Source organism: Sphingobacterium psychroaquaticum, assembly GCF_900177625.1.
In the GTDB taxonomy this organism is placed as follows: Bacteria; Bacteroidota; Bacteroidia; order Sphingobacteriales; family Sphingobacteriaceae; genus Sphingobacterium; species Sphingobacterium psychroaquaticum.
Genome location: NZ_FXAU01000006.1, coordinates 51,948 through 66,847, shown reverse-complemented (window position 1 = coordinate 66,847; position 14,900 = coordinate 51,948). Strand labels below are relative to the sequence as shown.

General features: G+C 43.1%; 9 protein-coding genes. 4 read left to right on the top strand and 5 right to left on the bottom strand.

Going from position 1 to position 14,900, the window contains the following annotated elements:
• Nucleotides 1–19 precede the first annotated feature (19 nt).
• From B9Y69_RS14830 to B9Y69_RS14810, 5 genes are all read right to left on the bottom strand, one after another.
• On the bottom strand, nt 20–721 hold the full coding sequence (locus B9Y69_RS14830; RefSeq protein ID WP_085473766.1) for a MotA/TolQ/ExbB proton channel family protein: 702 nt from the start codon (nt 719–721) through the stop codon (nt 20–22).
• Between the two features lie 24 nt (nt 722–745).
• A complete protein-coding gene (locus B9Y69_RS14825; protein ID WP_085473765.1) occupies nt 746–1,888 on the bottom strand; it encodes a hypothetical protein in 1,143 nt (380 codons plus the stop codon).
• 97 nt (nt 1,889–1,985) lie between these two features.
• The gene (locus B9Y69_RS14820; protein WP_085473764.1) at nt 1,986–3,704 is read right to left on the bottom strand and encodes a TonB-dependent receptor; all 1,719 of its coding nucleotides are present in this window, start codon (nt 3,702–3,704) and stop codon (nt 1,986–1,988) included.
• A gap of 17 nt (nt 3,705–3,721) precedes the next feature.
• On the bottom strand, nt 3,722–6,751 hold the full coding sequence (locus tag B9Y69_RS14815) for a tetratricopeptide repeat protein (protein WP_085473763.1): 3,030 nt from the start codon (nt 6,749–6,751) through the stop codon (nt 3,722–3,724).
• A gap of 316 nt (nt 6,752–7,067) precedes the next feature.
• Nucleotides 7,068–7,904 (bottom strand): helix-turn-helix domain-containing protein, encoded by an 837-nt coding sequence (locus B9Y69_RS14810; RefSeq protein WP_159451858.1) that lies wholly within the window; start codon nt 7,902–7,904, stop codon nt 7,068–7,070.
• Nucleotides 7,905–8,204: 300 nt separating this feature from the next.
• Between B9Y69_RS14810 and B9Y69_RS14805 the strand changes: the two genes are divergently transcribed.
• The 4 genes from B9Y69_RS14805 to B9Y69_RS14790 are packed head-to-tail and all read left to right on the top strand — an operon-like array spanning nt 8,205 to nt 14,886.
• The gene (locus tag B9Y69_RS14805) at nt 8,205–9,899 is read left to right on the top strand and encodes an acyl-CoA dehydrogenase family protein (RefSeq protein WP_085473761.1); all 1,695 of its coding nucleotides are present in this window, start codon (nt 8,205–8,207) and stop codon (nt 9,897–9,899) included.
• Nucleotides 9,900–9,920: 21 nt separating this feature from the next.
• Complete coding sequence (locus B9Y69_RS14800; protein WP_085473760.1) at nt 9,921–11,489, top strand: class I adenylate-forming enzyme family protein; 1,569 nt, start codon at nt 9,921–9,923, stop codon at nt 11,487–11,489.
• A 26-nt stretch (nt 11,490–11,515) separates the two neighbouring features.
• The gene (locus B9Y69_RS14795) at nt 11,516–12,724 is read left to right on the top strand and encodes an acetyl-CoA C-acetyltransferase (RefSeq protein ID WP_144036597.1); all 1,209 of its coding nucleotides are present in this window, start codon (nt 11,516–11,518) and stop codon (nt 12,722–12,724) included.
• Between the two features lie 11 nt (nt 12,725–12,735).
• The gene (locus B9Y69_RS14790; protein ID WP_159451857.1) at nt 12,736–14,886 is read left to right on the top strand and encodes a 3-hydroxyacyl-CoA dehydrogenase NAD-binding domain-containing protein; all 2,151 of its coding nucleotides are present in this window, start codon (nt 12,736–12,738) and stop codon (nt 14,884–14,886) included.
• The last annotated feature ends 14 nt before the right edge of the window (nt 14,887–14,900 follow it).

The window sequence follows — 14,900 nt, the reverse complement described above, 5'->3', positions numbered from 1 at the left end:
GCTAAATCAAAAATCCAAACTATGCGCCAGGCTCGTCTAATAGATCGATAAACTCCACCGCGTCTGTTTCCATACGTAAGATAAGGCGCTCTACCATCATGTTTAAGATATGATATCCAACATAGGCCAAGATACCTACCGTCAGTCCACTTGCCGAAGCAATCATCTTCACATACAATCCACCAGAAACTGAACCAATATCGATACCACCAGCGACCTCTACATCGCGGAAGATCTGGATTACCCCAAAAATCGTTCCCACGAAACCAAGCATCGGAGCGATCCCCGCAATAATACCTAGGATATTGATGTTCTTCTCCAGTTTAGAAACCTCTAATTTACCGACGTTCTCAATAGCTCCCTCAATATCTTTGATCGGACGACCAACACGAGAAAGACCTTTTTGAAGCATACGCGATAACGCTGAATTACTAGAGCGACAAACGGCAATCGCCGCATCTAAACGACCGGACATTACATTGCTTTTAATCTGTGACATCAATCCGGAATCCGAACGTGAAGCTTTTCGAATGGTAATATACCGCTCAAAGAAAATAACTAGTCCTAAAAATAAAAGGAAAATAATGGGGATCATAATCCATCCACCTTTCATCAACAATTGAATCAAGTTCAAATTTTCTTCCGTTGTTGCTAATTGTACAGCTTGCTGTTGAACGGAGTTTAAAGAATCTACCGTTAGGTTGTCTTGCATCAATGACATAGTCGTTATTCGTATTTAATGTTGTTATTTTCCTATTTTATCTGGCCAAGCGTCTTTAATGATATGTTTTTGAACATACACCAAGGCAGAATCTGCTTGTGCTTTAGTTTCATAGCTATCCCAAATGACCTTCTTTTTATTTTTGGCCAAGTTGCTTGGCACCACATGTACTTTTGGATATCCGGCTTTATTGTAGGACTCAGCCTGTTCATAAGCTTGTGCTAATGTACGGTGTGTACCGATGACGATCTGCCACTCGTGGTTTGCTTTCCGGTTCTCTTGTACAACTTCCTTTTCAAGCGCTACAACAACAGTATCTGTTACCGTACTATCGGCCTGTATCGCCGACAACGAGTCAGGTACAAGGTGCAAAGCCGCCGAATCTACGGTATCCTTTATAACCGGAATCGTATCAACAACCTCCAGTTCCTTTGGCGCAAATGTATTTTTATTCGCTAGGTATAATGCTGCCATAATACCTAAAGCTACCACCACCAAAACAATGTACCAAATGCTATTGTTTGATTTTCTTGGCTCTTCTTCTACTATTTCTTCCAGAGGTTTAATTTCTTCCTCTGCAATCTGCTCTTCCACTCCCTCTCTTGTTTCTATTTCAGGGCTCTCATTCTGCCCTTCAGGCGCAATAGTAGTTGCCGTTACCTCCGGCTCTGTACCCGCGTACGATTCTACTTCCGCCGGCTCTTCTGCGACAGCTGGATTATCCTCCGCAGGAGGAACTTCCGTGTTTTCACGAATTTTCTCTATGTTTCCTTGTTGAGGCAATGCCGATACTGCTTCTAAATGGAAGCCCGACAGGTCGAGCGGCTTAAACACATAACCATCGCCATAACTAACAAGGTATCCGAGATCATCCAGTTTCACTTGCCCTTCTTCATTAATATGACGCTGAATCTGCGTAACCGCCTGGGAAACTAGGTGTTCAGCAGTCGATCTATCCAGTTCTGAAAGCTGTTGGATATACTGTATAAAATCATAACCATCCGTAGCCCCTCGATCAAAGTCAATGTAGCTAATGGGTGGTAAATAGACATGGCGCTGCTCATCGTATACGGCTGCCGTACGGTTACGCCTAAACGTGCCCAAGCCATCTACATAGACTGCTGCCTGTCTCTTTAATAGATTATAAACATTCTTTCCTAAGTTCATTCAATCGTCTTAATGTGCAAACTTAGATAAAATTGCTCTTGTCTGCAATTATTATCGTGTCGCATGTTAAAGCAATGCTATCGACTTCTCGTTCTCCTTAGAACGAGAAGTTTAAACCACCTAAAAGATTAAATCCTAATTTTGGATAATATATATAGGTCTGGTACTCTTTATTGAAGATATTATTAGCTTTCACAAACAATCCCAATTGTTTTGTTGCTTTGTATTCCGCGCCCGCACTTAGGTCAAAAAATGATGGTACGTCGCGCGTATAATATGGCGTCACCACCGTAATAGGCGTTGTACTGGCGTCGTAATCATACACCTTTGCTTTAGAAATACCGTGGAACAGTGCTTCCGCATCGATATACAATTTCTCCGAAATGTTGAAACGTGCATTCGCCGCCAATCTCATTTTCGGCGTATGCCAACCTTCTTCCTCCTGTGCAGTGGTGTAATTATCGATATTCAAACGACCACCAAGATTCACCAATTCCGATAAACGGATATTGATTTCTCCTTCTAATCCAATATGTTTAGTTTCTTTATCACCATTACCATCGTATACAAGATCAAACTGATATGGGTTATTCATACTGTTGACAAACAACGGCATACCTTCCAGTTTACGGTAAATTGCTTTTACTTTATATCCAAAAGTAGCGCCTGCATTTCCCTTGATACCACCGAAGAAGTTCAAACGTTCCACCATATTCTGAATACCAAGATCAGGTCCTAAGAAAGGGTTCTGACGCGCAAACTCTCTGTAAGATGCTTTCTTCACGGAACCATTCACTCCCCCGAAAATATGGAAATATTCCGGTGCCAGAGCAAAATCAATTTCGGCTGCTGGGAAAATATTAAAACTGCTACTATCGCCAAATTCAGGAATCAAATTAGCGCCTAATGTAATCGCATAGTTATCTCCTTTAAAACGGATATACGGATTGATTATAGCTAGGGAGTTTTTCGTTGTCCCTTTGTTTGTTCCATCAACAGAATTCACATCAACACTTAAGTTCGCCCCCACATTAAATGCACGCATTTGCTTATTCAAGTATCCCGAAAGGGCAAACGATGTTTCCTTTGCCTTGTATTTATCGGAGAATGTATATGCATCCACTTTTGCGGAGTAACTTAATGCCTCATCATTATTAGCGTCGTAGTTACTGGTTAATTCACCCGTAAAATAAATATCATTAAAAGTCTGCTTCTCACGCGAAGGGTTTAAGGATGTTACTTTATCAGTCGCTAACGGAATACCATAAAAGTTCGTTGCATAGCGGTTATATCCAATCACCCCATCAATGGTAAATTGAGGTAATATGCGACGACCGAATACGCCAACCTCTTGTCTTGAAAATTTCTGATCTTCCAGACTTCCTTTTTGGCTTAAGTGCTTTACAAAACCACCAACACGCATATCTTCATACGCATCATACGAGAAGTATCCTTCACCTAAAATTGTACTTAGATTCCCCATGCCGAACTTCACATAGTTACTCGTTTGGTCACGAAGCGCCGAAAATGGCGTCTCTTGCACATCAAGCTCCTTTAATCCGGTGTTAATATCTAATTTTTTATCAGGCACATTACCATAGCTTAGCTTTGGCATGTAACTGCGTTTATTCGTCATATCGGGACTACGGCGAATTTTTACCGCATCAGCAAGAATAGGCTTGTAATCACGAACGACATCAAAAGAATCAATAGTGACCGGTCTCTCCGGCGTTACCTGCGCACTCGCACTGTAGCCTAAACCAAGTAACAAAGCCACCGTGCCGTAATTCTTAAATACTGTTTTATGCAATTTCATCTTTCTTCCTATTCTTGTTACTTAAGTTTCTCTAATCGTGACTTCGCTTCCTTCAATACGTCGTCCGTCTTATTGTCATAATTCTCGATCACACTTTCCAGTGTTGATTTTGCCTGGAACTTATCTCCTTTAGCTGCATAGGCATCCGCCATTAAGATAAAGCCTTTCGCTACCCAATAATCGTATGAAGAGAACGTATTGGAAATATCAAAAGCCGACTCAATCGCTTTATCATATTGCTTTGCTTTAAGCTGCTGCTCACCTACGCGATAACGTGCCTCGGCACCGATAATCGTCTTACTCTTCAGCGCAGCAAGGTTAAATTCTTTCAACGCATCTGCCGCTTTATTGGTTGCGGCATAAGCTTTACCGGAATACAAATGCGCTAACGCAATATCTTCCTCCGACGATTTTTCGTACTCACGAACCAGTTTAGCATAGTTCTGTGTTTCTACAAAATCGCCAATATTAAAGTAGCTCATCAATAAATTATTGATCGCAAAACCATAATTGGATTTATACTCCGATGTTAATTCTAATTTCTTCAACACCTGAACAGCCTCATTGTAGGCTTTCTTATTTAAGTGCAACTTGGCAACACTAAGCAATGTCTGCTCTGTATAGGCACTTGTCCAGTCGTTCATAATGATATTGAAATCATGCAAAGCCTCCGTATCACGTCCTAGTTTCGCATAACTCTCGCCCCGGATAAAACGAGCATGTTTCTCATTAATCGGTTTAGGGAATTTATCAAAATATGCATTTACGGCTTCTACAGCACCTTGGTAACTACCACGGTCAAATAAAGTCTTAGCAATACTAAACGTGTGTCCGTCTTGCTGTGCTGTACTCAAATCGCCAATATTTGTTCCGGTAGCATAACGGATGTACCCCGTAGCATCACCTTTGTCCAAATAAATATTCTCGATTGAGCGCATCGCCTGCTTCGCCTCATCGGTGGTTGCATACTGATCAACAACACGCTGAAAAGTTTTCAATGCAGCATCGTTATCATCTTTGTTGTATTGCACCAATCCAATTGTCACCAATGCGCGGGGCACGTAGCTACTGCGTGGATACTGCTCTACCATTTTCTGTAAACCGGAGATAGCACCATCATGGTTACCCATCAAGAAATAGGTATATGGAATTTCAAAAGCAACATCATCGGCATAATTTGACTTCGGAAACGCCCGAATAACAGACTGTAAGGTCGCTATTTTACCGGTATTATCGCCCTGTAGCCCTTGTATTATACCTCGTTGGAACAACGCATAATCCTGACTTGGCGCTTTCGCATTAATCAAACGGTTATATTGCTCCAAAGCTTTACCATAATTCTTCATCCCGAAATAAGAGTCAGCTAAACGTGCCACAGCATCATTACGGGTGTTGATCTCAATACCGTCTTTGCCGCCAGTGGCTAAGAAACGTTCGAAATAGTTTGCCGCTGTATTATAACGATCATTTCGGAAGGCAGCATAGGCTAAGGCATAGTTCGCATAGCTATAAACATCCGTGTTACGCGCTGCTGGCAACTGCAAGAAACGGTTAAAGTTTGTTACAGCCTCCCCATACTTACGTACTTCATACATCGCTTCTGCTTTCCAGTATGTAGATAATGCGTAAATCTCTTCATCATTACGGTTCGCTTCGGAACGCATAAACATAGAGATAGCATTCTCAAAAGCACGTTCATTATAAAACTCTAAGCCACGGTAATAGGTTACCTTTTGATACGCGGTATTCGCTGCTTTACCACGGGTACCAATGCTTTCTAAAATATCAACGGCTGCGCGGTAATTCTTCGTACTCAACAATACCTCCGCCAACAATGTCTTCGCCTCTTCTTGCTTCTTAGAACGTGGGTACGTATCTAAATATTCTTGCGTGGCTTCCAAAGCTACCTGGTGAAACTCGAGTTCATACGATAACTTCGCATAGTTGAACAAACCTTCTTCTTTCAGATCTGCATCAAAATCCAATTTTGAAGCTCTGAAAAAGGCATTACGCGCACTTTGTTTATTTCCTGTTTTCAAAAATGAATCGCCTAATGTGATCATCGCACTTTGGAAGTAAGCATCCGGTTCAGACAATTTTTCAAGCTCTTTAATTGCTTTTTCGTAGTCTCCTAACTTATAGGCAATGTAACCGATCTGGTAGCTATCTTGATTGTTTTGTGTTTTACCTTGATCTTGCGCCTGGAATTTATCGTAGTATTCTTTCGACTTCTGTAGATCACCCTTGATAAAATAGGTCGCCCCTACAATACGGAATATTTCGGTTTCATGCTCTTGCTTCGTACGGCTCAATACCGGCAACGCATAGCTCAATACATCATCATAGCGTTTATCCAGGAAATAAAGTGCCGTAATATAATAGGGATAACTATTTTCGTAAACTTTGGAACCATTCAGGCGTTCAAACTCGTTGAGAGCCGTCTTATATTCGGCATCCAGGTAACAAAGGTAAGCGTAGTAATAAATGGAAGCTTCCTGATATTGCCCACGATCATCTTTTAATCGTTCGAACAGTGGTTTTGCAGCCTTATAATCATTCGTCATAAACTGTGCATAAGCCAACTTAAAACGATACTCTGTATTCTCCGCTCCTGCTAAATTTTTACTGTCAATTTTTTGGAACCATTCGATCGCTTTCCCGTAATCTTTCTTCGCGTAATAAGACTTTCCAATTTGGAAGTAAGCCGCTTTTGAATTGGCACTTGCCGGATAATCTTTAATGTATTTTAAAAACCGGGATTCCGCATTAGAATCCCCCAACTCCAGCGCACAGATAGCTTGATAATAACGCACATTTTCCTTAATCAGGGTGAGTTCCTCTGTCTCATCCAACTGTAAGCTGGACTTCGTACGGATCTCTTCTACCCGATCGAACTGCTTCGCCGCCGAACTATATTTGCCACGCTCAAACAACTCCATTCCTGACTTGTAGGCATTGTTTACCTGTTGCCACGCGGTTTGCTGCGCAAAAGACGCAGATCCCATCAAGCTCAACGCAACACCTACACCATAAACTTTTTTATACATGCTATATGTTAAGTAAAAAGTGAAAATTCAATATACCTTCAACGTACTAAATTAAAACTATTGTTTCAAGTTTTCCTCAAAAGTTCTTAACATCTGTTAATAAACACATGTATAACGGCTTTTTTACAAAAAAAACATACAGCCCCCTATATTTCATGCTTTATTTTACACTTTTTAACAACCCGTCTTACACCAACTTTCCCAGAGAAGAAATAGACGGTATCCCACTTAACTTTAGACGCAAGATTTAGCTAGGCTAAGCCCTTCGGGGCTTATGGCTCTACTAACGACCATCTACGCTCTACTATCAACTAAACTACAGCTGATCCCGGGCATAGCGAAGCGGACTAATTCCTGTTTTCTTTTTAAAAAAACGACTAAATTCTTCTACATTTTTATAGTAAAGAAGACTACTTACTTCAGACACATTATATCGCCCCGCTTTTAACAAATGCATTGCCTCCAAAAGGCGAATATCATCGATGTGTTCTTTTGCTTTTCGTCCAGTCGCCTCATACAACATTTTACTCAGTTGCGCCGATGTCGTATTCAACAAACCCGCATAGAAAGAAACCTTTCGCTCACTGTAATAATAACGCGTCAAGAGGTCCTGGAAATCGGCGAGTTTCTTTTCTTTCCCGACCGGGTTTAAATCATTATTAACTTCATTAACACGATGCAGTAGCAACTCTTCCAATCGATACAAAAGCACAATAATCTTACTTCGAACAATATCCCGTGCAAACAAGTGCGTTGTATCTCGCATAGCACCCTCCAGCCGATGTAGCCGTGCCGTAAAAAGTAGCAGCTCTGCTTCTGAAAGCTCCATTAATATAATACCAGTATTACGAAGCAATTGAAAACGTTCCAAAAAATAAATATTATTCAGCGTCTCGGTTAGGAAATTCTTCTGGAACATCAGCAGGATACACCGATAATCAGGAGATACCTCCAATACTTCCAGGGTATTAAACGGACTAAATGTCGCAAAATTCCCTGTCTTATACCGCACCCTCTCCCCTGAAACGGTCATCTCCACACTGCCCGAAATACATAAGGCCATCTGGTACCCGCTAAGTCGCAAAGGTGCGCGTAAAATATTCATTGCATGAACCATCGTGATGGAATAGTCATTGTTCTTAAAAGCTGTCATCCTGTATCCTTTAGTAATAAACATCACACATCTTACAAAATAGTCAAAAAATAGAACAATTCAGTCAAAAATACACCATATCAAGAAGTTAACTTTGTATAAAACCTTATAAATATCTTTCATAACAGGCATATATCAGAATAAAAGAAGGATATAACGTCGCAAAAAAACATCAGTAACGCCATCAAGCGACACCCAACACAACGACAAAAAGAAGCGATCTATCCGCCTAAAATAATAGAGCCACAAGCTTCACAGCAAGTAGCTTCACATGGTTTCAGTAAACAAACACCAACCATCATGATAAACGAATGGACAACACACGAAGTGACGAACCAATTTTCGGAGCTTCACAACTATAACTTATTTACCACAGACGCTGTTTTATCCGAATACTTTGGCGATCGACGGGCACAATGGGCCATCGATAAATTAACGCAAACAGGTGCAGATATTGGCGCTGAATATGCCTATAGTCAAGCACAATTGGCCAATCAGCACCTTCCTACACTAGAAGCTTTTGACCGTCTGGGAAACAGAAAGGATTATGTCGCATTCCATCCGTCGTGGCACTGGTTTATGCGTTATGCCAAGGGCAATGGCATGATCTCAATCCCATATGAGTATGAACAACCACACCGCTGGGCTTACTTCGCTGCCAGTTTTATGCTGATGGGACAAATTGAAGCTGGCTCTATGTGCCCCACAACAATGACACAAGGAGCTATCCCTTTAATCCAACGCGAGCCTATCTTATGGGACATGCTTAAGGATAAACTCTTGAGTCATGACTACGATGAACGAGATCTCCCCCTTACCGAAAAACGATCCATCTGGATCGGCATGGGTATGACCGAAAAACAAGGTGGGTCAGATGTTCGAAGCAATAGTACGATTGCAACGCCCATTGACCAACACGGACGTGGTCAGGCCTACCTCTTACGTGGTCATAAATGGTTCTTTTCTGCCCCAATGTGCGATGCACACCTTGTCGTAGCCAAAATAAGGGACTCAGATGATTTAGCTTGCTTTTTTGTTCCACGTTGGAAGTTCGACGGAACTAAAAATGCCACGCACATCCAGCGCCTTAAGGATAAAGTGGGTAATCGCAGTAACTCCAGTAGCGAAGTAGAGTTTCTAGACGCATGGGGCATCCTTATTGGTGAGGAAGGACGGGGAATCCGCACCATTATTGAAATGGCAAATTATACACGATTAGCCTGTGTTATCGGCGCAGCCGGACTTATGCGACAAGCAACTGTCCAAGCTATTGCATATACCCGAAAACGACGCGCCTTTGGTAAAAAACTATATGAACAACCGCTTATGCGTAATGTCTTGGTGGACTTTGCTCTCGAGACAGAGGCCGCACAGCATCTAGCCTTAAAGCTAGCGGAGGCCTATGAAGCCGCTGAAACGGATGAATCCGCTAGAGCGTGGAAAAGAATCGTTACGCCTGCCGCTAAATATTGGTGTTGCAAACGATCGGAAAGCCTATCGGCTGAAGCGATGGAAGTCTTCGGTGGAAATGGCTATGTCGAAGATGGTATTATGGCGCGACTCTTCCGGGAAGCTCCGGTCAACTCCATCTGGGAAGGTTCAGGTAACGTCATGTGCTTAGACGTATTACGTGCCATGGATCGGGAGCCCGCACTGGTGCAAACATTATTGACAGAGCTGCAAAAAATGGCTGCCGGAAATGCCGCAATCCAACAGCTTTTGCTGGAAGTGATTGGCATTATGAAAGACAAAGAAAACATAGAGGCCCATGCCCGTTTACTTACCGAAAAGCTGATGTTGGTTATCCAAGCGAGCATAATGAAGGATGTGGCTCCCGACTATATGAGCCATGCTTTTATCACACTCCGTATTGAACAAGCACCGGCCGTCAACTATGGTGCTTTTACCACAACTGCACTGGACCACCACAAGATATTGGAACGTACCTTCACGTCGGAGGCTGTTCATCTTGACGGAAAAATAATCAATAAATAACCCTTTTAAAAACCGACAATAATGAACTTACTTGACATTTTTGATTCCAACGTCCGCAAATATGGAAACAAAGACTTCCTCCGTTACAACAACCAAAGTGAGTCGTATACTGAAGTGTATGAAAAATCACTCCAAGTAGCCTCCTTTTTGCACAAAAATGGAATTAAACCCGATGATAAAGTCGCCTTATTCTGTTATAACACCCCGTCTTTCATCTGGTTTTTATTTGGTGCCTGGCGCTTGGGGGCCACCGTTGTTCCCATAAACCACAAGTTAAAATCTGCAGAACTAGATTATATTCTTCGCGATTCAGACACCAAGCTCCTACTCTTTGATGCAGCTTTAGTCGATATCGTTCAAGAAGTGACCTTTTCTATTCCCATGGTATCCACCCAAGGAAAAGTGAGCGACTTCTTTGAAATCGACACCACGCTAAAGGATTATATGCCCCTACCCCTCTCCGACAGTTTTCCACTGACGCACGACTCCCCGGCACAGATACTCTATACGTCAGGAACGACAGGAGCTCCCAAAGGTTGCGTCATGCCGCATTTCAGTGTATATATGGCTGCTCAGGTTGCCGCCACAACACTGGGATTGTCTCGGGATGAACGCCTCTTACTAGCGATGCCTATCTGGCATTCTTCCCCACTAAACAATTGGTTTGGCGCGACCTTATACCTGGGAGGAACAGTTGTTTTGCTGCGGGAATACAGTCCATTACAGATGTTAGAAACCATTGAACGAGAAAAAATAACACTTTATTTTGGAGCTCCTATTTCATATATCCTTCCCTTACGGACGGTACCCAATTTCGGGAACTACGATTTGAGCAGTGTACGACGCTGGGCTTACGGTGGTGGCCCAATCAGTGAGGATATAAGTCGAAAAATAAGCTTAGCCTACCGCAGCAACAATTTTTATCAGGTATTTGGAATGACGGAAACCGGCCCCACGGGAATTGTCCTTTACCCGGAAGAGCAGCTTCACAAAGCCGGTTCCATTGGTAAATATGCACTTCCATCTGTAAGTATAAAAGTGGTCGACGAACAAGGAAATGAAGTTCCTAACGGAAGTATCGGTGAAATATGGATCAAAGCCTTCAGTTGCATGGCTGGTTATTATAAGAATCCACAAGCTTCTCAAGATGCTTTCACCGACGATGGTTGGTATATTACAGGTGATATCGCCCGCAAAGACAAAGACGGCTACCTCTATATAGTGGATCGAAAAAAAGATATTATCAATACCGGTGGTGAAAATGTCTATTCCAAACAAGTCGAAGATGCGTTATTGCTTCATCCCGATATCGTCGATGCTGCCGTCATTGGCACACCCCATCACGAATGGGGTGAAACGGTAACTGCAATACTGGTAACCAATAAAATAGACCCGATATCCCCCGACAAAATAGCAACGTTTTTAGGGAAACATCTTCCTACTTATCGGATACCGAAGATCTACCACTTTACCGATGCCCTCCCACGTACACCTTCGGGAAAGGTTCAAAAATTCGTAATTAAAGAGCAGTTCATTGCAAAGATGTTTACCAATGGAAGTATGCCAAAAACAGATGTCGGTACACGCTAATTTTTCAATCATTAATGCAAACAATAATGGAAGCATATATATTCGACGCAGTACGCACGGTACGCGGAAAAGGAAATCGCAAAGGTGCATTGATAAGCGTACCTCCCGTACAATTGGGGGCACAGCTCATGAAGCACCTAAGAGATAAACATCAACTCGACACGGAGCAGGTCGAAGAACTTATTATGGGTTGCGTCACTCAGGTGGCTGATCAGGGCGCAAATATCGCCAAAAGCATAGCGCAGGTTTCTACATATGGCGACCACTTAAGCGCCTATACAGTAAATAGATTTTGTGGATCCGGATTGGAGGCCATCAACCAAGCTGCGGCCTACGTTAAGGCGGGGTTTAAGGAGCTGGTATTTGCTGGTGGTGTGGAAAGCATGTCACGCGTTCCTATCGGAAGCGACGGAGGCGCCATGTCCGCTGACCCACGCGTGGCACTTCCGGCTTATTTCGTCCCACAAGGAATATCAGCCGATCTTATCGCGACCAAGTTTGGTTACACGCGAGGAGATCTCGATTTATTTGCAGTTGCCTCCCAAGAGCGAGCGCTCCATGCAGAAAAGAACGGCTACTTCACAAATTCAAGGATTCCCGTCACGGATATAAATGGCTTACCCTTACTGGAACATGATGAAAATATCCGCACCACCTCAATGGATTCATTAAAGGCATTGAATCCTTCTTTTGAAAGCATGGGACAATGGGGAGGTTTTGACGCCGTCGCCATCGATCGATATCCTGAAATCGAGGCCATCAATCATGTCCATCATGCAGGCAATTCCTCCGCCATCGTGGACGGTGCCGCTATCGCTGTGATAGGAAGCAAAAAGGCCGGCGAAAGCTTGGGGATAAAACCTCGCGCACGAATAAAAAGTATGGCGGTCTTTGGTACCGATCCTACTGTCATGCTTACTGGCCCTGTTCCAGCGAGTCAAAAAGCACTCCAAGCCGCCGGCATGCAAGCCAGTGACATCGACCTCTATGAAGTAAATGAAGCTTTTGCTGTGGTCCCCCTTTATTTCATGGACCAACTTGGCGTACCACACGAGAGACTCAATGTAAACGGTGGAGCTATTGCTTTGGGTCACCCGTTAGGTGCCACGGGCGCTATGCTTCTCGGTATACTGCTTGACGAATTAGAACGTCGACAACTACAAACCGGTTTAGTATCTCTTTGCATTGGCGGTGGAATGGGAATTACAACGATAATCGAAAGATGCGAACCCTAACAAAGAACAACATGACTACAGAAAATATTTTTTTTAAAACCGAGATTCTACCACAAGGTATCGCTTGGATAAAAGTAGATATGGCGGGTTACCCAACTAATCTATTCACTTTAGAATTTCAAAAAACATACCTACAGACGGTAAATGCACTCCTTAACCGCGCAGATATCAAAGGGTTGATCTTAACATCAGCTCGCAAAGATTTTATGGCTGGAGCTGATGTTGGGGAGCTTCTGCGTATCCAAAACACACCTAACCTCATCCTAGAACATTTACAAACACTGCACCGCGGCATACTTGCCAATGAAGCGATTCAAAAACCCATGGTTTCTATTATCAGTGGGCATGCGCTAGGTGGTGGATTTGAGCTTGCTCTCACCACGCATCACCGCATTGCCACCGCCGGACGTTATAAGATTGGGCTTCCTGAAGCCTCACTTGGATTATTTCCAGGTGCAGGGGGAACCATCAAACTATCTAAAATGCTAGGCATAGAAAAAGCCGCCCCCATACTACTCAAGGGTACAACTTTTAGTCCTAAAGATGCACTAACAGCCGGCTTGATACATGATTTAGTTGAATATCCAGAAATAGCGTTCGAAGATGCTGTAGCGTGGATTTTAACACATCCAAATGTTATACAACCTTGGAATATGTCCTCCGAAAACAAGGGACTTCGGTCCCCAGCAGAGCATATGACGATGACCGCAAGCATAGGCAACCTGCGAAAAGCTACACATGGAAACTACCCCGGATTAAACTATTGCCTAGCTGCCATTCACGATGGGGTGGATCTGCCGATCGAACGCGCATTGGATATTGAAGCACGTTACTTTATAAAAACCTTACTCTCCAAAGAGGCCAAAAGTATGATCCGGACTAATTTTTTTGGAATCAATCAAGCAAAGAAGGGAAAAAATAGGACCAATGGAACGCTCACAACTCCAATTCAGAAACTCGGTATCCTTGGGGCCGGTATGATGGGAGCCGGAATCGCCTACGTCGCAGCCAAAGCAGGCATCGATGTGATATTAAAGGACATCTCCATAACGCAAGCGGAAAAAGGAAAAGTTTACGCAGAACAAACAACACACCGGGCATTGACACTAGGAAGAACCACACGCGATAAAGCGGATCAATTATTAGATCATATAAAACCGACAGACTCCTACGCCTATTTGGCGGATTGCGACTTGATTATTGAGGCTGTTTTTGAAGACCCTAAGCTCAAAAAGCTGGTAACCCATGAAGCCGAAGTTTTTCTTCATGAAAAAGGATTTTTTGCATCAAATACATCTTCGCTGCCGATAACAAAACTAGCGAAGGCCTCCATCCACCCAGAACGATTTATCGGCATCCACTTCTTCTCTCCGGTAGATAGAATGCCTTTGATTGAAATCATAAAAGGTGAAAAAACAAATCAGGAAACACTTGCACGCGCTGTAGATTTTGCTAATCAGCTTGGGAAAGTTCCCATTGTGGTAAACGATAGTCCAGGCTTTTTCACCTCTCGCATCTTTGGGAAATATAATCTAGAGGCCGTGAACATGTTACTAGAGGGGGTATCTCCGATCGTTCTCGAAAATGTGGCAAAAAGAGCAGGGTTAGCCGTTGGTCCGTTAGCGGTAATGGATGAAATATCCCTTGATCTGATGGCGGATGTGCTCCAACAAAATGAACAAAGAACGCCCGTAGAAGAGCAAATGTTGGAACTCATAGAATGGATGGTTCGAGCAGGACGAAAAGGTAAAAAAGCAGGCAAAGGTTTTTACGACTATCCCGAAGGTCAACGTAAAACAATTTGGCAACATCCCTATAGTTCGGAGATATCAATGGAAATATCTACAGCGGACATCCAAAAGCGCCTTATGCATATCCAGGCTTTGGACAGCTATCGCTGCCTCGAGGAAGGAGTTCTCGAAAGCACCATGGACGGCGATATTGGTTCCGTTCTGGGTTTAGGTTTTGCGCCCCAGACCGGAGGCGTATTCAGTTACATTGACCAGATTGGTCTTCCAGCTTTCATTGCGGATTGTAGACGCTTTCGCCAGTATGGAGAACAATGGGAAGTCCCTAAAAGTCTTCTAAAGCTTGCACAAAGAGGCTTTACCTTTTACACAGGTCTACGAGAGAATGACAGAGATAATAATAAAACAGAGTAATAATAACAGGTAGG

Bases quoted from the DNA above. Each gene is read 5' to 3' on its own strand.
- B9Y69_RS14830 (WP_085473766.1), bottom strand. From the start codon at position 721: ATGTCATTGATGCAAGACAACCTAACGGTAGATTCTTTAAACTCCGTT.
- B9Y69_RS14825 (WP_085473765.1), bottom strand. From the start codon at position 1,888: ATGAACTTAGGAAAGAATGTTTATAATCTATTAAAGAGACAGGCAGCA.
- B9Y69_RS14820 (WP_085473764.1), bottom strand. From the start codon at position 3,704: ATGAAATTGCATAAAACAGTATTTAAGAATTACGGCACGGTGGCTTTG.
- B9Y69_RS14815 (WP_085473763.1), bottom strand. From the start codon at position 6,751: ATGTATAAAAAAGTTTATGGTGTAGGTGTTGCGTTGAGCTTGATGGGA.
- B9Y69_RS14810 (WP_159451858.1), bottom strand. From the start codon at position 7,904: ATGACAGCTTTTAAGAACAATGACTATTCCATCACGATGGTTCATGCA.
- B9Y69_RS14805 (WP_085473761.1), top strand. From the start codon at position 8,205: ATGATAAACGAATGGACAACACACGAAGTGACGAACCAATTTTCGGAG.
- B9Y69_RS14800 (WP_085473760.1), top strand. From the start codon at position 9,921: ATGAACTTACTTGACATTTTTGATTCCAACGTCCGCAAATATGGAAAC.
- B9Y69_RS14795 (WP_144036597.1), top strand. From the start codon at position 11,516: ATGGAAGCATATATATTCGACGCAGTACGCACGGTACGCGGAAAAGGA.
- B9Y69_RS14790 (WP_159451857.1), top strand. From the start codon at position 12,736: ATGACTACAGAAAATATTTTTTTTAAAACCGAGATTCTACCACAAGGT.